General features: G+C 65.8%; 17 protein-coding genes, 1 tRNA gene, 2 pseudogenes and 1 riboswitch. Of the genes and pseudogenes, 5 read left to right on the top strand and 15 right to left on the bottom strand.

Annotated elements, in window-relative coordinates:
• Positions 1–6 precede the first annotated feature (6 nt).
• The gene (gcvP, locus tag AC1G9C_RS18060; protein ID WP_480408391.1) at positions 7–2,859 is read right to left on the bottom strand and encodes an aminomethyl-transferring glycine dehydrogenase; all 2,853 of its coding nucleotides are present in this window, start codon (positions 2,857–2,859) and stop codon (positions 7–9) included.
• Between the two features lie 9 nt (positions 2,860–2,868).
• Positions 2,869–3,252 carry a glycine cleavage system protein GcvH gene (gene gcvH, locus AC1G9C_RS18055; protein WP_075746108.1) on the bottom strand — a complete coding sequence of 128 codons (384 nt, stop codon included), beginning with the start codon at positions 3,250–3,252 and terminating at the stop codon, positions 2,869–2,871.
• Positions 3,253–3,613: 361 nt separating this feature from the next.
• Between gcvH and sodC the strand changes: the two genes are divergently transcribed.
• Positions 3,614–4,165 (top strand): superoxide dismutase [Cu-Zn] SodC, encoded by a 552-nt coding sequence (gene sodC, locus AC1G9C_RS18050; RefSeq protein ID WP_480408390.1) that lies wholly within the window; start codon positions 3,614–3,616, stop codon positions 4,163–4,165.
• Between the two features lie 245 nt (positions 4,166–4,410).
• Here the strand turns inward: sodC and AC1G9C_RS18045 are convergent, their stop codons facing one another.
• Positions 4,411–5,931: a sigma-54-dependent transcriptional regulator gene (locus tag AC1G9C_RS18045; protein WP_397496353.1), complete on the bottom strand. Its 1,521-nt coding sequence runs from the start codon at positions 5,929–5,931 to the stop codon at positions 4,411–4,413.
• Positions 5,932–6,004: 73 nt separating this feature from the next.
• On the opposite strand from AC1G9C_RS18045, the gene AC1G9C_RS18040 reads away from it, so the two are divergent.
• Positions 6,005–6,202, top strand: a complete 198-nt coding sequence (locus AC1G9C_RS18040; protein ID WP_480408389.1) for a hypothetical protein — start codon at positions 6,005–6,007, stop codon at positions 6,200–6,202.
• A 77-nt stretch (positions 6,203–6,279) separates the two neighbouring features.
• Here the strand turns inward: AC1G9C_RS18040 and AC1G9C_RS18035 are convergent, their stop codons facing one another.
• The gene (locus AC1G9C_RS18035; RefSeq protein ID WP_480408388.1) at positions 6,280–6,975 is read right to left on the bottom strand and encodes an endonuclease; all 696 of its coding nucleotides are present in this window, start codon (positions 6,973–6,975) and stop codon (positions 6,280–6,282) included.
• A 135-nt stretch (positions 6,976–7,110) separates the two neighbouring features.
• On the opposite strand from AC1G9C_RS18035, the pseudogene AC1G9C_RS18030 reads away from it, so the two are divergent.
• Positions 7,111–7,396, top strand: a pseudogene (locus tag AC1G9C_RS18030) (helix-turn-helix domain-containing protein).
• 89 nt (positions 7,397–7,485) lie between these two features.
• Here AC1G9C_RS18030 and AC1G9C_RS18025 read toward each other — a convergent pair.
• From AC1G9C_RS18025 to AC1G9C_RS17985, 9 genes and pseudogenes are all read right to left on the bottom strand, one after another.
• Positions 7,486–7,559, bottom strand: a tRNA-Gly gene (locus AC1G9C_RS18025).
• 85 nt (positions 7,560–7,644) lie between these two features.
• Positions 7,645–8,532: an alpha/beta fold hydrolase gene (locus AC1G9C_RS18020; RefSeq protein WP_021442977.1), complete on the bottom strand. Its 888-nt coding sequence runs from the start codon at positions 8,530–8,532 to the stop codon at positions 7,645–7,647.
• Between the two features lie 403 nt (positions 8,533–8,935).
• Positions 8,936–9,628 carry a pseudouridine synthase gene (locus tag AC1G9C_RS18015; RefSeq protein WP_457789686.1) on the bottom strand — a complete coding sequence of 231 codons (693 nt, stop codon included), beginning with the start codon at positions 9,626–9,628 and terminating at the stop codon, positions 8,936–8,938.
• A gap of 3 nt (positions 9,629–9,631) precedes the next feature.
• Positions 9,632–9,853, bottom strand: coding sequence for a cysteine-rich CWC family protein (locus tag AC1G9C_RS18010; protein WP_457789688.1), 222 nt, complete (start codon positions 9,851–9,853; stop codon positions 9,632–9,634).
• A gap of 59 nt (positions 9,854–9,912) precedes the next feature.
• Positions 9,913–10,152, bottom strand: a pseudogene (locus AC1G9C_RS18005) (GGDEF domain-containing protein); the annotation flags it as partial.
• Positions 10,153–10,273: 121 nt separating this feature from the next.
• Positions 10,274–13,924, bottom strand: a complete 3,651-nt coding sequence (gene uca, locus AC1G9C_RS18000) for an urea carboxylase (RefSeq protein WP_480408387.1) — start codon at positions 13,922–13,924, stop codon at positions 10,274–10,276.
• Between the two features lie 196 nt (positions 13,925–14,120).
• On the bottom strand, positions 14,121–14,771 hold the full coding sequence (locus AC1G9C_RS17995) for an urea amidolyase associated protein UAAP2 (protein WP_480408386.1): 651 nt from the start codon (positions 14,769–14,771) through the stop codon (positions 14,121–14,123).
• 141 nt (positions 14,772–14,912) lie between these two features.
• Complete coding sequence (locus AC1G9C_RS17990) at positions 14,913–15,641, bottom strand: urea amidolyase associated protein UAAP1 (RefSeq protein ID WP_480408385.1); 729 nt, start codon at positions 15,639–15,641, stop codon at positions 14,913–14,915.
• Between the two features lie 83 nt (positions 15,642–15,724).
• A complete protein-coding gene (locus AC1G9C_RS17985; protein ID WP_457789696.1) occupies positions 15,725–16,792 on the bottom strand; it encodes a putative urea ABC transporter substrate-binding protein in 1,068 nt (355 codons plus the stop codon).
• Positions 16,793–16,860: 68 nt separating this feature from the next.
• Positions 16,861–16,960: riboswitch (guanidine-I (ykkC/yxkD leader) on the bottom strand.
• Between the two features lie 333 nt (positions 16,961–17,293).
• Between AC1G9C_RS17985 and AC1G9C_RS17980 the strand changes: the two genes are divergently transcribed.
• Entirely contained in the window at positions 17,294–18,334 is a 1,041-nt protein-coding gene (locus AC1G9C_RS17980) for an isopenicillin N synthase family dioxygenase (RefSeq protein ID WP_480408384.1), read from the top strand.
• Complete coding sequence (locus AC1G9C_RS17975; protein WP_480408383.1) at positions 18,331–19,263, top strand: hypothetical protein; 933 nt, start codon at positions 18,331–18,333, stop codon at positions 19,261–19,263. The genes AC1G9C_RS17980 and AC1G9C_RS17975 overlap by 4 nt, the downstream gene beginning before the upstream one ends.
• Before the next feature lie 85 nt (positions 19,264–19,348).
• Here the strand turns inward: AC1G9C_RS17975 and AC1G9C_RS17970 are convergent, their stop codons facing one another.
• Both AC1G9C_RS17970 and AC1G9C_RS17965 read right to left on the bottom strand, forming a co-directional pair.
• A complete protein-coding gene (locus tag AC1G9C_RS17970) occupies positions 19,349–20,164 on the bottom strand; it encodes an ABC transporter ATP-binding protein (protein ID WP_480410422.1) in 816 nt (271 codons plus the stop codon).
• Between the two features lie 41 nt (positions 20,165–20,205).
• On the bottom strand, positions 20,206–21,021 hold the full coding sequence (locus AC1G9C_RS17965) for an ABC transporter permease (protein WP_480408382.1): 816 nt from the start codon (positions 21,019–21,021) through the stop codon (positions 20,206–20,208).
• Positions 21,022–21,078 lie beyond the last annotated feature (57 nt).

Raw genomic sequence — 21,078 nt, 5'->3', positions numbered from 1 at the left:
GGGCGCTTACGCGTCCTGATACGCCTCGATGGACGGGCAGGCGCAGACCAGGTTGCGGTCGCCGTAGACGTTGTCCACGCGGCCAACCGGAGGCCAGTACTTGGCCTCGATCAGGCTCGCCAGCGGGTACACCGCCTGCTCGCGGCTGTAGGCGTGGTGCCAGTCGCCAACCAGTTCCAGGGCGGTGTGCGGGGCGTTCTTCAGCGGGTTGTCGTCCTTGTCCAGGCGGCCCTGCTCGACCGCGCGGATTTCCTCGCGGATGGCGATCATGGCGTCGCAGAAGCGATCCAGCTCTTCCTTGGACTCGCTCTCGGTCGGCTCGATCATCAGGGTGCCGGCCACCGGGAAGGACATGGTCGGGGCATGGAAGCCGAAGTCGATCAGGCGCTTGGCCACGTCATCGACGCTGATGCCGCTGCTGTCCTTGAGCGGACGGATGTCGAGGATGCACTCGTGCGCCACCAGGCCGCCTTCGCCTGAGTACAGCACCGGGTAGTGCTCTTCCAGACGACGGGCGATGTAGTTGGCGTTGAGAATGGCCATCTGCGACGCACGCTTGAGGCCGTTGCCGCCCATCATGGTGATGTACATCCAGGTGATCGGCAGGATGCTGGCGCTGCCGAACGGCGCGGCGCTCACCGCACCTTCCTTGCGTGCCATGTGCGCATGGCCCGGCAGGAACGGTGCCAGGTGCGACTTGACGCCAATCGGGCCGACGCCCGGGCCGCCACCGCCGTGCGGGATGCAGAAGGTCTTGTGCAGGTTCAGGTGCGAGACGTCGCCGCCGAACTGGCCTGGGGCGCAGAGGCCGACCATGGCGTTCATGTTGGCGCCGTCGATGTACACCTGGCCACCGTTGTCGTGGATGATCTGGCAGATCTCGCGGATGCCTTCCTCGAACACACCGTGGGTGGACGGGTAGGTGATCATGATCGCGGCCAGGCGATCCTTGTGCTCTTCGGCCTTGGCCTTCAGATCGGCGATGTCGACGTTGCCGCGCGCATCACAGGCGGTCACCACCACGCGCATGCCGGCCATGGAGGCGGTTGCCGGGTTGGTGCCGTGGGCCGATTGCGGGATCAGGCAGATGTCGCGCTGATCGTCGCCACGGCTCAGGTGATAGGCACGGATGGCCAGCAGGCCGGCGTACTCGCCCTGGGAACCGGCGTTGGGCTGCAGCGACACGGCGTCGTAGCCGGTGGCGGCGCAGAGCATGGCTTCCAGTTCCGTGGTCAGCTGGGTGTAACCCGCAGCCTGCTCGACCGGAGCGAAGGGGTGCAGGTTGCCGAACTCCGGCCAGGTGACCGGGATCATCTCGCTGGCGGCGTTGAGCTTCATGGTGCAGGAACCCAGCGGGATCATGCTGCGATCCAGGGCCAGGTCCTTGTCAGCCAGCTTGCGCAGGTAGCGCATCAGTTCGGTTTCGCTGTGGTAGCGGTTGAACACTTCGTGCTGCAGGATCGCCGATTGGCGCAGCAGGCCTTGCGGCAGACGGCTGGCGATCTGTGCGGCCAGGTCGCTGACGGCAGGGGCAGCCTGGTCAGCGGCGAACAGTGCCAGCAGCGCCTCGACGGCGGCCTGGTCGGTGGTTTCGTCCAGCGACAGACCCAGGCGCTCGGCGTCGATCTCGCGCAGGTTGATGCCGGCGGCACGGGCCTTGGCATGCAGCTCGGCGGTCTTGGCGCCGGTCTTGATGCTCAGGGTGTCGAAGAAGTGCTGCTGCTCGACGCTGTGGCCCAGCTTGGTCAGGCCCAGGGCGAGGATGGCGGTGAAGCTGTGTACGCGCTGCGCGATGGCGGTCAGGCCTTTCGGGCCGTGGTACACGGCGTACATGCTGGCGATGTTGGCCAGCAGCACCTGGGCGGTACAGATGTTACTGGTGGCCTTCTCGCGGCGGATGTGCTGCTCGCGGGTTTGCATGGCCAGGCGCAGGGCCGGCTTGCCGAAACGGTCGACCGACATGCCGACCAGGCGGCCCGGCATGTCGCGCTTGAACGCGTCGCGGGTGGCGAAGTAGGCGGCGTGCGGGCCACCGAAGCCCAGCGGCACACCGAAGCGCTGGGCGCTGCCTAGGGCGACGTCGGCGCCGAACTCGCCCGGCGGGGTGAGCAGGGTCAGGGCCAGCAGGTCGGCGGCCACGGCCACCAGGGCACCCGCGGCATGGAAACGCTCGACCAGGGCGCGGTAGTCGAAGATGTCGCCGTTGCTCGCCGGGTACTGCAGCAGCGCGCCGAAGTAGGCGCTGGCGTCGGCAATAGTGGCTTCGTCGCCGACTTCGATGTCGATACCCAGCGGCTCGGCACGGGTGCGCAGCACGTCGAGGGTCTGCGGGTGGCAATGCTGGGAAACGAAGAAGGTGTTGGCGGCCTTGTTCTTCGACAGACGCTTGCAGAAGGTCATGGCTTCGGCGGCAGCGGTGGCTTCGTCGAGCAAGGATGCGTTGGCGATCTGCATGCCGGTGAGGTCGCTGATCAGGGTCTGGAAGTTCAGCAGCGCTTCCAGGCGGCCCTGGGAAATCTCCGGCTGGTACGGGGTGTAGGCGGTGTACCAGGCCGGGTTTTCCAGCAGGTTGCGCAGGATCGGGCTCGGCGTGTGGGTGCCGTAATAACCCTGGCCGATGAAGTTCTTGAACTGCAGGTTCTTCGCGGCGATGGCCTTGATCTTGGCCAGGGCGTCGGCTTCCGACAGGCCCGGCTGCTCGCCGAGGATGCTGGTGCCCTTGATGCTCTCGGGAATCACGGCATTGGTCAGCGCGTCCACCGAGTCGTAGCCCAGCAGTTCGAGCATGGCGGCGGTGTCGGCATCGCGCGGGCCGATGTGGCGGGCGATGAATTCGTTCTGGGTATCGAGCTTGGTCATGGCGGTCACTCAGGCGTCGGCATTGGCGTTCAACAGACGATCATAGCCGGCCTTGTCCAGCAGGTCGGCCAGCACGGCGTTGTCGGCCAGGCGCATGCGGAAGAACCAGGCCTTGTCCAGCGGCGACTCGTTGACCAGCTCCGGGCTGCCTTCCAGCTCGGCGTTGACCTCGACGATCTCGCCGTCCAGCGGCATGGCGATGTTGCTGGCGGCCTTGACCGACTCCAGCACGGCCACTTCCTCGCCCTGGGCGTAGGCCTGGGTTTGCGGCAGTTGCACGTAGACCACGTCGCCGAGCGCGTCCTGGGCGTAATGGGTGATGCCGACGGTCACCAGACCATCGTTGTCCAGACGCAGCCATTCGTGATCGGCGGTGAAACGCAACTCGCTCATGTCAACTCCTCAAGGGGCAAGGGTGCCCGCTTCTAGGCGGCGGGCATAAGGGGCGCCCACGCTCTGGCGGGCAAGATTGGGTAAACCCTTAGCAATGCTGGTGCCAATATAAAAATATTCAATAAAAACAAATACTTAAGTGCATTTATGGGGCTTGTATACAGTCCGGTGGAACGATATCGCTACGAATGATTGCGTCGCTTTTGGCAAAGTCGAGGTCGTACCAGGCGCGGCGCGGCTTTCGGTGGGTTGTTGCTGAATCGTTACGGGGGAACGATATCGATACGGTGCGTTGGTGGAACCAGTCGTACGGACCGGCGGTCGGTTACAGGGCTACTTAAGGCAAAGGAGAGCAACTGCCATGAAACCCTTGATTCCACTGGTATTGGCCCTGGGCGGCGCAGTCGCCGCGCAGGCCAGCGACACCGTCACCGTAGTCATGGAGCAGGCGACCGAGACGGGCCCCGGCTCCTCGCTGGGCACCGTGGCCATCAGGCAGTCCGCCTACGGCCTGGTGTTCACCCCGCAGCTCAAGGGGCTGGAGCCGGGCATCCATGGTTTTCACGTGCATATGCTGGCCAACTGCAACGCGGTCGAGGTGGATGGCAAGCTGACCCCGGCCGCGGCGGCCGGTGGTCACTGGGACCCGAAAAATATCGGCCGCCACGGTTTCCCCTGGGAGGACGACGCCCACCTCGGCGATCTGCCCGCGCTCCACGTGGCGGCCGACGGCAGCGCCAGTCAACCGGCGTTGGCGCCACGCTTGAAGCGCCTGGATGAACTGCACAACCGCGCGCTGATGATCCACTCCGGCGCCGACAATCATTCCGACCATCCGCAGTCCCTGGGTGGTGGCGGTGCGCGGGTCGCCTGCGGGGTGATCAAGGTACCGACCAGTTCCGAGCCGATATAACCCGCCGCGGCCTATCGCGGCAGCCCGAGGTATCGGGGAACGGGGGCGGGCCGCGCAGGTTAGCGGCGCCAACCTCCGAACGTCCTGACACCTCGCTCGTGGCGCGCCGCGTAACCCTCCAGGCGATCTTTCGGCGTGGCGCCAATGGTGGGTTACGGTGCGGCAGAAATTGCGGGGGGCATCAGTACAAAGACAGGCGCCTAAGCCACCCTACAGGGTGCGCGGTCCGCTTATTGACCCTGGTCTCAGTGCTTGTCCGGTATTCCGTACTTGCGCAGGCGTTTGGCGATGGCGGTATGCGAGGTGCCCAGGCGCGCGGCCAGCTGGCGGCTGGAAGGATGGCTGGCGTAGAGCTTTTCCAGCAGCGCCTTCTCGTAGTCGTCCATAGCCTGTTCCAGGCTGCCGATCTCGCCATTCAGGCGCGGCGCCACCTCGGTGCCGGCGATATCCAGATCGTCGATCTCCACCCAGTTGCTGTCGCAGATGGCGGCGGCGCGGAAGATCACGTTCTGCAACTGGCGCACGTTGCCCGGCCAGCGATTGGCCAGCAGCGCCGGAAAAGTGGCCGGTGCCAGGCGGCAGGGCAGGCGCTGGATCTGCGCGCAGGCCTGGGCCATGAAGTGCTGGGCCAGCAGCAGGATGTCCTGGCCGCGCTCGCGCAGCGGCGGCACTTCCAGATTGAGCACGTTGAGGCGGTAGAACAGGTCTTCGCGAAAGCTGCCCTGGGCGACCATCTGTTCCAGGTCGCGGTGAGTGGCGCTGAGGATGCGCACGTTGACCCTGACCTCGCGCTCGCCGCCGACCCGGCGGAAGCTGCCATCGCTCAAAAAGCGCAGCAGCTTGGCCTGCAGATAGGGCGACATCTCGCCGATCTCGTCGAGAAATACCGTGCCCTGGTTGGCCAGCTCCAGCAGCCCCGGCTTGCCGCCGCGCTGCGCGCCGGTAAAGGCGCCGGGGGCATAGCCGAACAGCTCGCTCTCGGCCAGGTTTTCCGGCAGCGCCGCGCAGTTCAGCGCCAGGAACGGCGCGCTGCGTCGCGCGCTGACTGCGTGGCAGGCGCGCGCCACCAGCTCCTTGCCGGTGCCGGTCTCGCCCTGGATCAGCAGCGGCGCATCCAGCGCCGCCACACGCAGGGCGCGCGCCTTGAGGGTGCGAATCGGCGTCGAGTCGCCGAGCAGCGAATCGAAGCCATCGGTGTGATCGTGGTGCAGCGCCGCTAGGCGCTCGCCGATCCGGCTCGGCGCATAGAGCGTCAGCAGGCCGCCGGCCAGACGCCGCTCCTCGGTGATCGGCTGGGCATCGAGCAGCAGCGGCTGGCCGCCGAGGGTGACTTCGCGCAGCGGCAGACGGAACTCGGCGGCGAGCAGCGCCCGCTGCAGTTCGTCGTCGGCGAACAGCGCGGCGATGCTCTGGCCGGCCGGGGCGCTGCCGCACAGCTCGACCAGTGCCGGGTTGGCCAGCAGCACGGTGGCGCGATCATCCACCGCCAGCACCGGGTCGGGCATGGCGGCGAGCAGGGCGTCGAGCTGCAGGCGGCGGCGCTGGCCGGGGAGGATATCGACCACCTGCACGCTCTGCACGCCATGCACCTGCAGCAGCGCGTCGCGCAGCTCGTCGAGCACGGCGGCGCTCAGGGTCGGTGCGTCGATATAGACGTTTGGCGGTACCATCTCCACCGCATCGAGGTTCAGATTGCGCCCGCCGAGCAGCGCCAGGACTTCCTGGGTAATGCCGACGCGGTCGATAAAGCTGACGTGGATGCGCATTGATAACGGTCGAAATGGGCGAACAGGCGGCGATTATGCCTGCTCCGCCCGGCATGAGGAAAAGGGCAACACCGTGAGCACAGAAAAACCGAGCCGTGCCGACTACCACCGTAAGCACCAGGGACGCGCCGAAGCCGAGGCCCAGCGCCTGCTGGCGCGCAAGGCCGAACTGCAAGGGCGCTGGCTGCCCTGGGTGGCGCAGGAGCTGTACCAGCTCAGCCCGCTGGAGTTCGTCAATATGGTGCGTCGCGAGTTGCAGCGTCTTTCGTAGCCACGATTCCGACGGTGCGCCGTGCGCACCGGCCTCATTTTCGTTGGTGCGCACTACCTGGGCGGCCCCGCGACACCCTACGACCTACGCGCGCAGCGGCTCATCTCCACCTTGCCCACATGCGGGTTGCCCCAACCCATTACACAGGCCACCTGCTGATTGCGCTGCTGCTCCCAGGGCTTGACCGGGTAGGCCTTGTCCCAGGCCTGGTAGAGCTGGCGATCCTGCCTGGACAGACGCAGCTGGTAACGGTCGGCCATATAGAAATAGGTGCGCGCGATCATCCCGCGAATGGCCGGGCGCGGCATCACCTTGCGCGCCTTGAAATCCACCACCGTCTGGCACTGGCCGTACTGGTGCGGCTGTTGCGGCAGCCAGGCGAAGCTGTAGTTGCTGCGGTCGCCGTTGACCTCGCCGATGCTCGGCACCAGGTTGTGCAGATCGGCCTCGGCCTTGCGGAACTGCGCATCCTTGGCCGCACAGTTCTTGCGCCCGCCGTGCTGCCAGCACTGGCGCTGATGGCCGATCACCCAGGCCGGGACTATATGCTCCCACTCGATGCGCTGGGCGCGGCCCGCGTTCTTGCGCGGGCTGTAGCCGCAGGAACGCAAGTCGACCCGATTGCCGCTGTACTTGCAGCCGCAGTAGAACTCGGTGGACTGCTGCGCATACAGCGGCCAGGCCAGGCGCTTGGCCTCGGCGAAGCTGGCGGGGGCGGCGTTGAGGGAGAAGCTGGCGAGACAGCAGAGCAGGGGGATAAGGCATCGAATCATGGGGCGCCAGGGTAGCCGTCACTGCTGTCGACGTGAAGTAAAAAGTCTCTGTTTTTCAAATGCTTAGATAGTGGCAATGGGCCGCGTCAAAGCCTCGCGGCAGGCTGCTGGCAGAAGGTGGTGGCGGTAATCGCCATGGGCAAATTCGTCGAAGGTCTGCTGGAAAGCGTCCAGCAGAGGGATGAAATTCGCCGCGGCGAACCTCAGCCCTCGCGGGCGTTTACTCTGGACGCGCTGCAGGTGCGGAAAGTCTGTACAGCCACCGGAATGATCCAGGCCAAGTTCGCGGCCATCATCGATGTTCGACTCGGCTCGCTGCGTAACCGGGAACAGCGGCGGCGAACCTGGCAGCCCGGTCAGGGCGTTGCTGCGTGCGATCCACAACGACCCGAAGCACGCCATCCTGGCACTGTCCGCCTAATGGCTGGTCGATTTCGACACTTCTTCGACGCCAGCGAACCCCAGAAACGAAAAAGCCCTGTAAATACAGGGCTTTAACTTGCTGAATTCTGGAGCGGGCGAAGGGAATCGAACCCTCGTCATGAGCTTGGGAAGCTCAGGTAATGCCATTATACGACGCCCGCGGCGGGTGCCTTTATACCGGAACTCGGCGGGGAAATGAAGGGCGAACCGGTGCTGGTCGTGCATCCGGTTCGCCGTGGGGCCTGCTCATACGGCGATGGCCTGCAGCTCCTGCAGCCCGCCACGGCGTGGCAGCAGCAGGCGCTTGCTGGGGGCGTTGAAGAAGTCCAGCAGCACGCGTTGGGTCTGCAGCCAGGCGTCCTTGTGCTCCATGTCGAGGAAGTGGCCGGCGTCGTTGATCACGGCGAACTGGGCGTTATCGAGGTGATGGGCGAACAGGCAGGCGTCTTCCACCGAGGTGTATTCGTCGCGATCGCCGTTGACGAACAGCAGGGGGATGTCGATGGCCTGCAGGCATTCCTTGCGGCAGTGCGCTTCCAGGCTGAGCACCTGTTTGATATGGGCATACATCTGCCGGTACTCGTGCTCGTCGAGGGTGCTGACGTGCTTGTGGTTGAAGCGCTTGAACAGCGATGGCAGGTGCTTGCCGATGGTGCTGTTGACCAGCAGGGCGATGTTGTCGCGGTCCACCGCGCCGAGAAAGCGCAGGCCCTTGTGCAGGTAGTCGAGCATCGGCACGTTGAGGATCGGCGAGAAGGAGCAGATCGCCGCCTTCTCCAGGCTGGCCGGACGCTGTGCCAGGGCGAGCATGGAGGCGACGCCGCCCCAGGAGAAGGACATCAGGTAGTTGGCGCCATGGTGGTCGATCAGCTTGAGCAGGATCGCGGCTTCGTCTTCCTTGCTGATGGGCGTGAAGTCGCTGTTGAACGGCTTGGACTGACCGGCGTACGGCAGATCGAAGGCCACCACGTTGAACTGCGGCTGCAGGTATTTGATGGTCTGGGTGAAGGACGCCGTGGTCGCCAGGGAGCCGTTGACCAGGATGATCGTCTTGCTCGCTGCCGGGTTGCCGTAGAACTCCGTGTGAACCTTGTGCTTCCTGTTGATCTCGACGACTGCGGTTTGTGGCCTCATGTCGTTTCCTCCTGGCGCAAGTGTGACGAGGCGAGCGGTGGGCCGTTCGCAAGCTTTTGGGCAGTCAGATAAACGCCTGGACATGACAACCTAATGTCAGGCTGGAGGATTTTATAATTCTTTGATTTTCAATCAGTTAGGATCGAAACAGAGCGACTGCCCAAGCCTTTTAAAGGCCGGGAGCGAGGGCGGTGTTACCAGGCAGGAATCCAGTTCGCGCAGGGCGCAAGCAACCGATGGAACGCTTAGATGTCTGCTGTGACTCATTGGTCACGCCGAGACTTATGGTTCGATTTAAGCAGCGCCCTTGCAGCCATGCAAGAGCGAGTCACAGCTTTATCGCATATTGCTGCTGCCGTTGGTCGGTTAGCTTGCGAACGATTGCCGGCGTTGCCAGCGCCCCTCAAACGCTGGCGATTTCCGCGCTGGTCAGTGGACGGTATTGGCCGGGGGCAAGCGAGGGGTCGAGGTGGATCTCGCCCATGCTCTCGCGGTGCAGGGCGACGACCCGATTGCGGAAGTGGCCGAACATGCGCTTGACCTGATGGTAGCGGCCCTCGAACAGGGTCAGGCGAGCGCTGTGGCTGCCGAGCAGTTCGAGCCGGGCGGGCAGGGTGGTGAGGTCTTCATAGGCGAAGTACAGGCCGCGGGCGAAGACTTCGGCGTACTCGGCGGTGATCGGCTGTTCGGTGTCGACGAGGTAGACCTTGGGCTTGCGCTGCTGCGGCTGGGTGATGCGCCGCGACCAGCGCCCGTCGTTGGTGATCAGCAGCAGGCCGCTGGTATTCAGATCCAGGCGGCCGGCCAGGTGCAGGTCGTGTCTGTCCGGCTCGTCGAGCAGGTCGAGGACGGTGCGGTGTTCGTCGTGCTCGGTGGCACTGACCACGCCGACCGGCTTGTGCAGCATCCAGTAGCGCGCGCTACGTCCGGCTTGCAGCAGTTCGTCGTCCAGCTCGACGCGCTGGAAGTCGCGCACGTCGAAGCGCGGGTCGTGAATCACCGCGCCGTCCACCCGCAAACGCCCGGCGCTGATCAGCAGGCGGCTGTCCTGGCGGCTGAAACGGGGGAAGTTGCTGAGGAAGCGGTCGAGGCGCATGGCTCAGTCCTGCTCGCTGCGCCGGTCGCGCTCGGCGGCTTCGACCACACCCGCGCAGGCCGGGCACAGGCAGGCCTGGTCGCGCTGTTCGGGCGTCAGGCGCTCGAGCACAGCCGGGTCGATGCGGGCCGCGAAGCACCAGCAGGCCTGGATGTCCGGCGCGCCGTCGGCCAGGGCGCAAGCGTTGCCCTGGCCACAGAGCGGGCAGCGTTGTGTGGGGTTCACGGCGCGTCGTCCAGGGTGGCGGCGCAGACGCGGTTGCGCCCGCCCTGCTTGGTCTGGTTCAGCGCCCAGTCGCGCAGGAAGGTGTCGCGCGACATCATCGAGGCGATCTGGGTAGGACGGATCAGGTCCTTCTGGATTTCCGAGTAGATGTTGTCCGAGGTCAGCGGCAGCTCGGTGTTGACGATGTTCTGCCGGATGCTCTCGCGCGAGGCGTAGTAGCTGGCCAGGCTGGTGGCAAGGAAGCCGCCCGGTAGGAGCTGGAGGGTGATCTGGGCCTTGCGCGAAGTGCTGAATGCCATGAGGTCGGGGCCTTGGAGACGTGGCGCAATGCTAGCGCGCTGCCGCAGGCGCGTCATCGGTGCCCGTGCGATTTGCGCTTGCGCGCCGCGGCCGCCGGGTTGTCACCGGCGGCCGCGATGCTCAGGCCTGTTCCAGCACCACCACGCGCTGCCCGGCGCGCACCGGCGAGCCGGGCTGCACGCGCACCTCGCGCACCGTGCCGGCCACCGGGGCGATGAGGGGAATTTCCATCTTCATCGACTCGAGAATCACCAGCACGTCACCGGCCTCGACGCGCGCGCCTTCTGCCACCTGCACCTGCCACAGGTTGCCGGCGATATGGCTGTCGATGCCGTGCTGGCCCGCGCCGAGCGGCGCATCCTCGCCGAGTTCGGCGGCCACCTCCTCGACCTCGAAATGCGCCTGGCCCGACTCGATCCAGCGCTGGCGCTCGGCGTCGAAGGCCGCGCGCTGCTGCTGGCGGAAGGCGGCGATGCCCTCGGCCTCGCGGTCGAGGAAGGCCTGGTAGTCGGCCAGGTGCAGCTCGCTGTGTTCGATACGCAGCGGGTAGCGGCCGAGCGGGAAGTCGCGGCGGATGCGCAGCAGTTCGTCGGCGCTGACCGGGTAGAAGCGAATCTGGTCGAAGAAGCGCAGCAGCCACGGCTTGCCGTCGAAGGCTTCGACCGCGCGGTAGCGGTTCCACATCTGCAGGGTGCGACCGACGAACTGGTAGCCGCCGGGCCCTTCCATGCCGTACACGCACATATAGGCGCCGCCGATGCCGACGGAGTTTTCCGCCGTCCAGGTGCGCGCCGGGTTGTACTTGGTGGTGACCAGGCGGTGACGCGGGTCCAGCGGGGTGGCCACCGGCGCACCGAGGTAGACGTCGCCCAGGCCCATGACCAGGTAGCTGGCGTCGAATACCGTGCGGTAGACCTCGTCGAGGTTTGGCAGGTCGTTGATGCGGCGGATGAACTCCAGGTTGCTCGGGCACCAGGGTGCGTCCTTGCGCACCGTGGTCATGTATCTCTCTATCGCCAGCTGGCAGGCCGGGTCATCCCAGGACAGTGGCAGGTGGACGATGCGCGACGGTACCTTGAGGTCCTTGGCCGCGCACACTGCGTCCCACTCGCCGGCGACTGTGTCGAGCAGCCGCTGCAGCGCCAGGGTTTCCGGCTGGTAGTGCACCTGCAGCGAGCGAATGCCTGGGGTGAGGTCGATCACGCCAGCGAGCTGCTTGGCCTCCAGCGCCTGCATCAGCGCGTGGCCACGAAAGCGCAGCACCAGGTCCAGCTCAGGCGCGCCGATTTCCAGCAGCAGGTGGGTGTCGCCAGACAGGCGTGCGACCAGTCGGGTGTCGCCTTCGCCGAGGTCCAGCACGATAGGGCTTTGGAGGGCCTTTGTGAGAGGGGCTGCAGCCGCGACCGAAGCGGCATCATCGTCGCGGCTAAAGCGGAGCGCCGCCCGGCCCCTCCCACCTAATTCGGCGTATTCGCGTGTGTTGGTCTGCGCCAGTTCCCGCGCCGTGGCGATATCCACCGGCACGAAGCGCACCTTATCGCCTGCCTTGAGCTGGCCGAGTTGCCATAGGTCGGCCTCGATGATGGTCACCAGGCAGACGAAACCGCCCAGGCTGGGGCCGTCCGGACCGAGGATCACCGGCATATCGCCGGTAAAATCCACCGCGCCGATGGCGTAGGGGTTGTCGTGGATATTCGAGGGATGCAGGCCGGCTTCGCCGCCGCTGTCGCGCACCCATTCCGGTTTCGGGCCGATCAGGCGCACGCCGGTGCGGCTGGAGTTGAAGTGCACTTCCCAGTCGGTGGCGAGGAAGCGGTCGATATAGCGCTCGCTGAAGTATTCCGGCGCGCCGTGCGGGCCGTAGATCACCCGCAGTTCGCGTACGGCCGGCAGGTCGGGGCAGAGCTCGGCGGGTAGTTGTGCGCCGCTGCTGGTATCGGTCAGCGGCAGCAGGTGCAGCACGTCGCCGGCACGCAGGGCACGGCCGCCATGGCCGCCGAACTGGCCGAGGGTAAAGGTGCTCTTGCTACCCAGGTACTCGGGCACCTGCAGGCCGCCGCGCAGGGTCAGGTACGAGCGTGCGCCGCTACCGGCGATGGTGCCGAGGGCCAGGGTAGTGCCGGCCTTGATCAGCAGCGCGGTGTTCATTGGCTGTTCCACGCCATCGACGCTCAGCGGAATCTCGGCGCCAGTGACGGCGACTACGGCGTCCGTATTGAAGCGCAGCAGCGGGCCGCTCATGGTGATTTCCAGGCCAGCAGCGCCCTCGGCGTTGCCGAGCAGGCGGTTGCCCAGGCGCAGGGCGCGGCTGTCCATCGGCCCGGACGGCGGCACGCCGACGGCCCAGTAGCCGAGGCGGCCAGGGAAGTCCTGCACGCTGGTCTGGGTACCGGCGCTCAGCACTTCGAAGGTGCTGGCCTGATAGACGAGGTTTTCCAGGCAGCGCGTCCAGGGCTTGCCGCTGGCGAAGGGCGCATCGCTGAGGATCTGGCGCAGGTAGTCGCGGTTGCATTCCACGCCGTACAGCAGCGTGCCTGCCAGCGCCTGATCCAGCGCATTGGAGGCTTCTTCGCGGCTTGGCGCCCAGGTGATCAGCTTGGCGATCATCGGGTCGAAGTAGGGCGGAATCTCGCAGCCGGCCTCGACCCAGGTATCGATGCGCAGGGCCTTGCCGTCAGCGGGCGGGAATGCGACGGCGGTGAGCAGGCCGGGGCTGGGCTGAAAATCGCGGCCCGGGTCTTCGGCGTACAGGCGTGCCTGGATGGCATGGCCGCTGGGTTCGAGGGTTTTCGCCAGTTCGCTCAGCGGCGGCAGATCGCCGGCTGCCAGCTCGATCATCCAGCGCACCAGGTCGACGCCCCACACCTGTTCGGTGACGCCGTGCTCGACCTGCAGACGGGTGTTCACTTCGAGGAAGTAGAAGCGCTCGGCCTCGCTGTCGTAGACGAACTCGACGGTGCCGGCGCTGCGGTAACTGACCGCCTTGGCCAGCTTGATCGCCGCCGCGCACAGCTCATCGGCCATGCCGGCGGGCAGGTTCGGTGCAGGGGTTTCTTCCAGCACCTTCTGGTTGCGGCGCTGTACCGAGCAGTCGCGCACGCCGAAGGCGAGCACCTCGCCCTGGCCATCGCCGAATACCTGCACTTCCAGGTGGCGGGCGCGCTGGATGTACTTCTCGATAAATACACCGCTGTCGCTGAAGTTGTTCTGCCCCAGGCGCTTGACCGCCTCGAAGACTTCGCTGAGTTCTGCGGCCGAGCGGCAGACACGCATGCCGATGCCGCCACCGCCAGCGGTGCTTTTCAGCATCACCGGGTAGCCGACCTGTTCACCGGCGGCCAGCGCCGCATCGAGATTTTCCAGCAACTCGGTGCCTTCGAGCATCGGCACGCCGTGCTGCTTGGCCAGGGCGCGGGCGGTGTGCTTGAGGCCGAATACGCGCAGTTGCTCGGGCGTCGGGCCGACGAAGGCGATGCCGGCGGCTTCGCAGGCTTCGGCGAAGGCCGCGTTCTCGGAGAGAAAGCCGTAGCCGGGGTGAATGGCCTTGGCGCCGCTGCGTTTGGCGACGTCGAGAATTTTCTCCACAACGAGATAAGTTTGCGCAGCCGGGCCGTCGCCGAGGCAGAAGGCTTCATCTGCCTGCTGGATATGCAGGCTGGCGGCGTCGGCTTCGGCATACACGGCTACGCCGCCGACGTTCAGCTCACGCAGGGTGCGCAGGATGCGGCAGGCAATGGCGCCACGGTTGGCGATCAGGAGTTTGTCGAACATTCGAGGAGCCCTCGAAGGTGGCGGGCCGTCCCGCCGTCATTGGGTCTGCGCCACGGTCGTCCGTGGCGAAAAAATCGGGTGATGCGTATTGCTGTGTAGGAGCGGCTTTAGCCGCGAACCAGCGGAGCCGGTGGATGTAGAAAGCGACATCCACCCTACGGGTTATCGCGGCTGAAGCCGCTCCTACGGGAAGTGATCAATCCCAAACCAGGACTTCAGCCGGCGTCGGGTTCCAGCCGTTGCAGGGGTTGTTCAGTTGCGGGCAGTTGGAGATCAGCACGATCACGTCGGTCTCGGCCCTGAGCTCCACGTACTTGCCGGGCGCGGAGAGGCCGTCCTCGAAGGTCAGGCCGCCCTCCGGCGTTACCGGCACGTTCATGAAGAAATTGATATTGGCGCCGAGGTCGCGCTTGCTCAGGCGGCCGTCGTGCAGGCTGGCGCGCAGGAAGTTGTCGCGGCAGCTGTGCATATAGCGCTTCTCGAGTGCATATCTGACGGTGTTGCTTTCCTGGGCGCAGGCGCCGCCGAGGGTGTCGTGGCGACCGCAGGTGTCGGCGGTGATGGTCAGCAGCGGCTTGCCGAGGTTGGAGTAGAGCACCGTGCCGGTGGTCAGGTAGACCTTGTTCTGCTTGCGCAGGGTGCGCTGCGGGTCGAAGCGCTCGCGCGGGTTGCGCGCGGCGAAGAACAGGGTGTCGATCGCCTGGTTGCCTTCCAGATCATGCAGGCGCAGGGTCTGCCCGGCCTTGACCTCGAACAGGTAGGACTCACCCGCCGGGATGGTGTGGCGGAAGCTGGCGGTTTCGGGATGCAGGTTGCTGGATGTCAGGTCGCTGGCGGTAAGGCTCATCGGACTGTCCTCGATAGCGTTTACTGGGCTCCCGCCTTCGCGGGAGTGACGAGATCGGCGTCATCCCCGCGCAGGCGGGACGGTGCTTGCGCCGAACGCCCTTCAGGGCGGCCCGAAGGGCGAGCGCAGCGAGTCACCCATTCAAAGGTACTGGCGTTCGGTGTTGTGAAAGCCGCGGCCGTTTTCCGGGCGCGAGGTGCGGCAGAGCAGGGTGATGCCGTCGCTGGCGACCTCGCTCCAGCGCAGCTGCACCGGCTTGGGCGCGTACTGCGGGTTGGGGTCCAGTGGGTGCTGCAGGGCGGTGAGCACCACCAGGGTGTCCATCGGCGCATACAGCTCGATATGGTCGCCGGCCTTGGAATTGTTCGGCTGGAAGTGGAAGACACCCTCGGCGTCGACGTCCACGCGGCTGAACAGGTTGAGGTTCATCAGCAGGTCCTGCAGGTTGAGGTCCCACTTGCCCATTTCCACCAGCAGGTTGTCCATGCCGTTGCGGAAGAAGCCGTTGCGCAGTTCCTGGTAGCGGCCCTGACCGTATTTCTCCAGCACTTCCTCGGCATTCAGTACGCCGCCGAAGCTGTCGTGCCAACCGCAGGTGTCGGCGGTGATGGCGGCCAGCACCTTGCCCATGTCCGAGTACAGACAGTGGCCGGCGCTGAGCCTGGCGGTGTGTTGGCACTTGAGGGTATCGGGCAGGTTCAGTCGTTCGCTTTTCTCGGCGGCGTTGAACAGCAGCAGGCTGACGTTGGCGCCGCCTTCGAGGTCGGTGATGCGCAGCAGCTGGCCGCGCTTGAGCACGAAGGAGGTGTGGCCGCCGCCGGGTACGGTTTCCTCGTACAGGGTCGGGCGCAGGGTAAGGGCAGTGTTCATGGGGACCTCGGGATCAAAGCCTGGTCGTCAGGCGCCGGCAGTGGCGCCTGATTAGCGTTGCGATGTGGTTTAGGGCGTAGGCTTCAAAGCTTGCCGTCGACGGCCATCTGTATGTAGCTCGGGTCGAAACGCAGCTTGATGTTGGCGGCGTCGCCGGTGCTTACGCCGCCCGCGAAGGTCATGCCGATGGCGTCGGCGCTGCGCGCGCCTTCGCCGAGGATGCCGTGCTCGAAGCTGAAGTTGGCGACCTTGGTCATGGTCTCCGGCAGGGCCGGGCTGGTGACGAAGTCCAGGGTTTCCTTGGGCGTGTAGAACAGCTTGGTGGTCGCCAGCTGGGCCTGGAAACCGGCCAGGTCGGTGCCGGAGGCCTTGGCCATTTCGGTCAGGGCGTCGGTGGCTTCGGGCGTTCCGGCCTGCATCAGTTCGAGAATCTCGAACCAGGCGCCGACCAGGGCTTTGCCGAAGTCCGGGTTGTCCTTCAGGGTCTGGGTGTTGACCACCATCATGTCGAGGATTTCACCGGGGATCTTCGAGGAGTCGAACACCTGGGTGCTGCCGGGCTGGGCGATTATCTCGGCGAGCATCGGGTTCCAGGTGGCGGCGGCCTGCACGCTGGGGGTGGAGTAGGCGGCGATGATGTCGGCGTCGGAAGTGTTCACCACGCTCACGTCGCGCTCGCTCATGCCTGCCGACTCCAGGGCGCGGGCGAGGAAGTAGTGAGAGACCGACAGCTCCACCAGGTTGACCTGCATGCCCTTGAGGTCGGCCAGGGTCTTGCCCTCGCCCTTGATCAGCAGGCCGTCGTTGCCGTTGGAGTAGTCGCCGACGATCAGCGCGGTGGAGTCCACACCACCGGCGGCGGGGATGGTCAGGGCGTCCATGTTGGTCATGGTGCAGCCGTCGAACTGGCCGACGCTGTACTGGTTGATCGATTCGACGTAGTCGTTGAGCTGCATGACATCGATCTCGATGCCGTATTTCTTCGCCCATTTGTCGATGATGCCGGAGGTGCTGGCCTGGCCCCAGGGCATCCAGCCGGCGTAGAGCGTCCAGCAGACGCTGAAGCTGTCTTTCTTCTCGGCATGGGCGCTGAAGCTGAGCAGCGCGGCCAGACCGGCAGCGGCGAAGGAGAGCAGACGGTACTTGCGCATTTGGAACCTCCAGTCTTGTTGAGTGCGGGCAGGAGTCGCGGCACGTTTCGAATCGTTCGAAAGGCGCGTTCTCCCGGGCTTTTATCCCGCCGTGTAACCTCACTGGAGGTCGATGACTCTCGGACCAGTCACCCGCCTGCGCGGATCGGAACCCTAGTCATCCATTTCGCAAATTGTGGTGCCGCGATTCCGGGAAACCCCGGTTAGAACCTGCACACTGAGGCTTTAGCGAATAGCGTGCCAGCTCGCCGAAGCCCGTGGCTGGGCGTTCTGGCGACGCTGCTTGCGGTTTGCGTGCTGCCTGTTGGGGCTTGCGGGCTATGGAGTGCACCGCTCTGGGGCGAGTCTGCCCACGGGATAGCGCCTCGGCGGCGTGATGCGGGTGGCATGGAAATCGCTATCGACCCTGTTGCAGGGGCGGCCTTGCCGCCGCCCTCGGGACGACCCGACCCGCTGCTCGTCTGGACGACCAGGTAACTCACTTGTTCAAGGGAGATTGCCATGGCGCATACCCATTTCACTTCGATTCCCCTGATCGACGTCTCGGGCTTGTATAGCGAGCATCCTGCCGAGCGCCAGCGCGTCGCCGATGAGCTGGGCCGTGCCGCGCGCGAGGTCGGCTTTCTGCAGATCACCGGACACGGTATTACGCGTGATCTGCGCGACGGGCTGATCCAGCAGGCGCGCAGTTTCTTCGCCCGCCCGCTGGAGGAGAAGATGCGCTTCTATATTGGCCAGTCGAGCAACCACAGCGGCTACGTGCCGGAAGGCGAGGAGCAGTTCGTCGGCGGCAGCAAGGATCTGAAAGAGGCCTACGACGTCAATTACGACTACACCGAGGCGGCCCAGGTCTATCCGCTGCTGGGGCCGACGCAGTGGCCGGACTCGGCGGACTTCAAGCGCGAGGTCGGCGCCTACTACCGCGCGGCGCTGGCACTGGGCGACACGCTGTTTCGCGGCTTCGCCCTGGCGCTGGGGCTGGCCGAGGACACCTTCGCCGGCATCACCCGACACCCCACCAGCCAGTTGCGCATGATCCATTACCCGCTCGATCCCGATCCGGTGGCTGACCGTCCCGGTATCGGCGCGCACACCGACTACGAGTGTTTCACCATCCTGTTGCCCACCGCCGAAGGCTTGCAGGTGCTCAACGACGACGGGCAGTGGATCGACGTGCCGCTGGTGGAGGACGCCTTCGTGATCAATATCGGCGACATGCTCGAGGTGCTCAGCAACGGCCATTTCGTCGCCACCTCGCACCGCGTGCGCAAGGTCAGCGAGGAGCGCTTCGCCTTCCCGCTGTTCTGCGCCTGCGACTACCCGACGCGCATCGCCCCGATTGCCGGCCTGCCAGCGCGCGGTGAGCGGGTGTACGCGCCGGTGAGTTGCGGCGACCACCTGTTCGCGCAGACGGCGCAGACCTTCCGTTACCTGCGCGAGCGGCTGGAGAACGGCTCGCTGCAATTGCCGGATGGCGCGACAGGCCTGTCCAGCTTCGGCCCCTCCAGTGTCGGCGCGGCCCGCCGGGAGGTGACGGCATGAACCTGCTGGAACTGGCGGCACCTTACCCACAACGCGCCGAAGGTGGCGTGCCGGACTGGATGCTCGGGCACTTTCGTCGGCGCACCATCAGCTTCGCCGATGGCCGCAGCGATGAGCGCACCCAGGTGCACTGGCTGCAGAGCCGCAGCTTTACCATCGACCTGCGCCTACCGGATGGGCCGCCATTGTCGGGGCGTGCCTGGCAGGACTACGACGCCGCCGAGTTGCGCCAGCTCGCCAACCACGAAGGCTGGGTGGCCGACAGCGTCTGGGAGAACGGCTACCTGAGCTGGCACGGCGGGGTGTCCCTGCAACTGCACAACCGCTGGCCGGAACCGGCGCAGTTGCAGCGCATCGGCAACTGCATGATCGAGTTCGGCACCAGCGGCGCCTATGTCGAGGACTGGCGTTTGCAGGCCAGCCGCGGGCCGTTGATTGGCCTGCGCCTGCTGGAGGAGTGCGATGCCGAAAGCGGCGAGGTGCTGCAACGCGGCGGTGGCCTGATTCTCTGCTGCGATCGACTCGGCTGGGTGCGCGGGCGGGCGGTCGAGCCGGGTGAGTCAGCGCTGCAACTGCGCGAGCGGGTCGAGCTGGCGCGCGGTGATGGTAAGGCCCTGGCCGCGCTGTTCGACTGCGAGACCTCACTGGCCTATGCCGATCAGCAGGGCCGTTATCGGGTGGCGCTGTCCACCCAGCCGGCACGGGTAGGGCAGAGCGTCTCGCTGGAGGGCTTCGAGATCCTGGCGGCAGGTCGCGTGTGCCAGCACCTGCAAAGGCCGGATGGCCGTGCGGTGGTACGCACCTTCCTTATCGATACGCTGGAGCCGGATTGGCGCGCGGCTCTCGCTACGCCGACTACCGACGAGGCGCAGCGCTGGTTTGCCGCGGAGAGTGAAACGCTGTCGAGGTATCTGGAAGTGTTGAGCTGATCTGCGACTCGTTTTGTAGGAGCCCACTTGCGGGCGATCAGCATAAGCCGCAGCGGATCGCCCGCAAGCGGGCTCCTACAGATGGTTAGCCTGCCGCGATGCGCTCGGCCAGCTCGCTGGGCAACTGCGCCTGAGCCCGGCGTGCCGCGTTCAGCGGGATGTCGTAGGTGATGCGCGCGCCATAGGCGTTGGGCGCCTGCGGGTCGTGGCGCACCTTGTCGAACACCAGCAGGCGGGTGCCGAGGCTGAAGCCTTCGGACAGGTCGTGGGTGACCATGAACACGGTCAGGCGGGTTTCCTGCCACAGCTCCAGCAGCAGCGCGTGCATGTCCTTGCGGATGCCGGGGTCGAGGGCGCCGAACGGCTCGTCGAGCAGCAGCATGCGCGGTTGCATCACCAGTGCCTGGGCGATGGCCAGGCGTTGCTGCATGCCGCCGGAAAGCGCGCTGGGATACTTGTTCAGGGCATGGCCGAGGCCGACCTTGGTGAGGATTTCGGCAGCGCGCTCGCGGGCCTCGCGCTTGGCCGCGCCGAACAGCCGGCCCAGCAAAGGCGAGCGCGGCAGCTCCAGGCCCAGGGCGACGTTGTCCAGCACGCTCAGGTGGGGGAATACCGAGTAGCGCTGGAACACCACGCCACGGCTCGGATCGGGCTCGTTGGGCAGCGCCTGGCCGCCCAGCAGCAGCTCGCCACGACTCGGGCGTTCCTGGCCGAGCAGCATGCGCAGAAAGGTGGATTTGCCACAGCCGGAGGCGCCGACCAGGGTGCAGAACTCACCCTCTTCGACCTTGAGGTTGAGGCGTTCGACCACCACCAGGTCGCCGTATTCCTGCCACAGGTTGCGCGCTTCGATAAAGGTGGTTTTCCCTGTGCTTGCAGGGGCCGTACGGGAGTCGCTCATGGCAGGTTCACTTAGCGGGACGATGTGTTGGCTGAACAGGGTCATGCCTTGCCTCCTTCATGCCAGGGGAAGCACAGGCGCAGCACCTGGCGCAGGCCCAGATCCATCAGCCAGGCCAGCAGGGTGATCCACACGACGTAGGGCAGGATCACGTCCATGGCCATGTAGCGACGTACCAGGAAGATGCGGTAACCGAGGCCGTCGGTCGAGGCGATGGCCTCTGCGGCGATCAGAAACAGCCAGGCCGAACCGAGCATCAGGCGCAGCGAGATCAGTAGGCGCGGCAGCAGTTGCGGCAGCACCAGGCGCAGGATCAGCGTCCAGGTGTTGGCGCCGAGGGTCTGCGCCTTGATCAGCAGCTCGCCGGGAATCTCGCGGGCGCGCTGTTCGATGTCGCGGGCGATGCAGGGGGTGATGCCGATGACGATCAGCATCACCTTGGACAGCTCGCCCAGGCCGAAGACGATAAACAGGATCGGCAGGATGGCCAGCGGCGGAATCATCGACAGCACGGTGAGCAGCGGCGACAGCGGCGCGCCGAACAGCGGCACGCTGCCGGCGGCGATGCCCAGCACCAGGCCCAGCAGCGCGGCGATGCCAAGGCCCAGGCCCAGGCGTTGCAAGCTGGAGGCGGTGTCCTGCCAGAACAGGTACTGGCCGCTGCGTTTGTCTTCGCTGAAGGCCAGGCGGTCGACGGCATCGATCATCTGGCTGGCGCTGGGCAGCAGCTTGTCGTTGGGGTTCTCGGCCAGGCGGGTGGTCGAGGCGCTGAAGTAGACGAACAGCAGCAGGGCGAAGGGCAGCAGGATCAGCAGCAGGCGGCCGCTGCGATCCGGGTGGCGGTTGATCAGGCGCATGGATAGTCCTCGTCGGGCCTGGAACGAAAGGCGTGCGCAGCTAGCAAGCGCAAGAGC

The sequence above is a fragment of the Pseudomonas sp. ABa2 genome, from assembly GCF_056676075.1.
The sequence above is the reverse complement of the archived record's forward strand: the minus strand, read 5'-3'. Positions and strand labels throughout refer to the sequence as shown.

Excerpts from the sequence above, each read along its gene's own strand:
- AC1G9C_RS18020 (WP_021442977.1), bottom strand. The coding sequence starts at position 8,532 with ATGAGGCCACAAACCGCAGTCGTCGAGATCAACAGGAAGCACAAGGTT.
- AC1G9C_RS17985 (WP_457789696.1), bottom strand. The coding sequence starts at position 16,792 with ATGCGCAAGTACCGTCTGCTCTCCTTCGCCGCTGCCGGTCTGGCCGCG.
- AC1G9C_RS17995 (WP_480408386.1), bottom strand. The coding sequence starts at position 14,771 with ATGAGCCTTACCGCCAGCGACCTGACATCCAGCAACCTGCATCCCGAA.
- gcvP (WP_480408391.1), bottom strand. The coding sequence starts at position 2,859 with ATGACCAAGCTCGATACCCAGAACGAATTCATCGCCCGCCACATCGGC.
- sodC (WP_480408390.1), top strand. The coding sequence starts at position 3,614 with ATGAAACCCTTGATTCCACTGGTATTGGCCCTGGGCGGCGCAGTCGCC.
- AC1G9C_RS18015 (WP_457789686.1), bottom strand. The coding sequence starts at position 9,628 with ATGCGCCTCGACCGCTTCCTCAGCAACTTCCCCCGTTTCAGCCGCCAG.
- uca (WP_480408387.1), bottom strand. The coding sequence starts at position 13,924 with ATGTTCGACAAACTCCTGATCGCCAACCGTGGCGCCATTGCCTGCCGC.
- AC1G9C_RS17965 (WP_480408382.1), bottom strand. The coding sequence starts at position 21,021 with ATGCGCCTGATCAACCGCCACCCGGATCGCAGCGGCCGCCTGCTGCTG.
- AC1G9C_RS18045 (WP_397496353.1), bottom strand. The coding sequence starts at position 5,931 with ATGCGCATCCACGTCAGCTTTATCGACCGCGTCGGCATTACCCAGGAA.
- AC1G9C_RS18035 (WP_480408388.1), bottom strand. The coding sequence starts at position 6,975 with ATGATTCGATGCCTTATCCCCCTGCTCTGCTGTCTCGCCAGCTTCTCC.
- gcvH (WP_075746108.1), bottom strand. The coding sequence starts at position 3,252 with ATGAGCGAGTTGCGTTTCACCGCCGATCACGAATGGCTGCGTCTGGAC.
- AC1G9C_RS17970 (WP_480410422.1), bottom strand. The coding sequence starts at position 20,164 with ATGAGCGACTCCCGTACGGCCCCTGCAAGCACAGGGAAAACCACCTTT.
- AC1G9C_RS17975 (WP_480408383.1), top strand. The coding sequence starts at position 18,331 with ATGAACCTGCTGGAACTGGCGGCACCTTACCCACAACGCGCCGAAGGT.
- AC1G9C_RS17980 (WP_480408384.1), top strand. The coding sequence starts at position 17,294 with ATGGCGCATACCCATTTCACTTCGATTCCCCTGATCGACGTCTCGGGC.
- AC1G9C_RS17990 (WP_480408385.1), bottom strand. The coding sequence starts at position 15,641 with ATGAACACTGCCCTTACCCTGCGCCCGACCCTGTACGAGGAAACCGTA.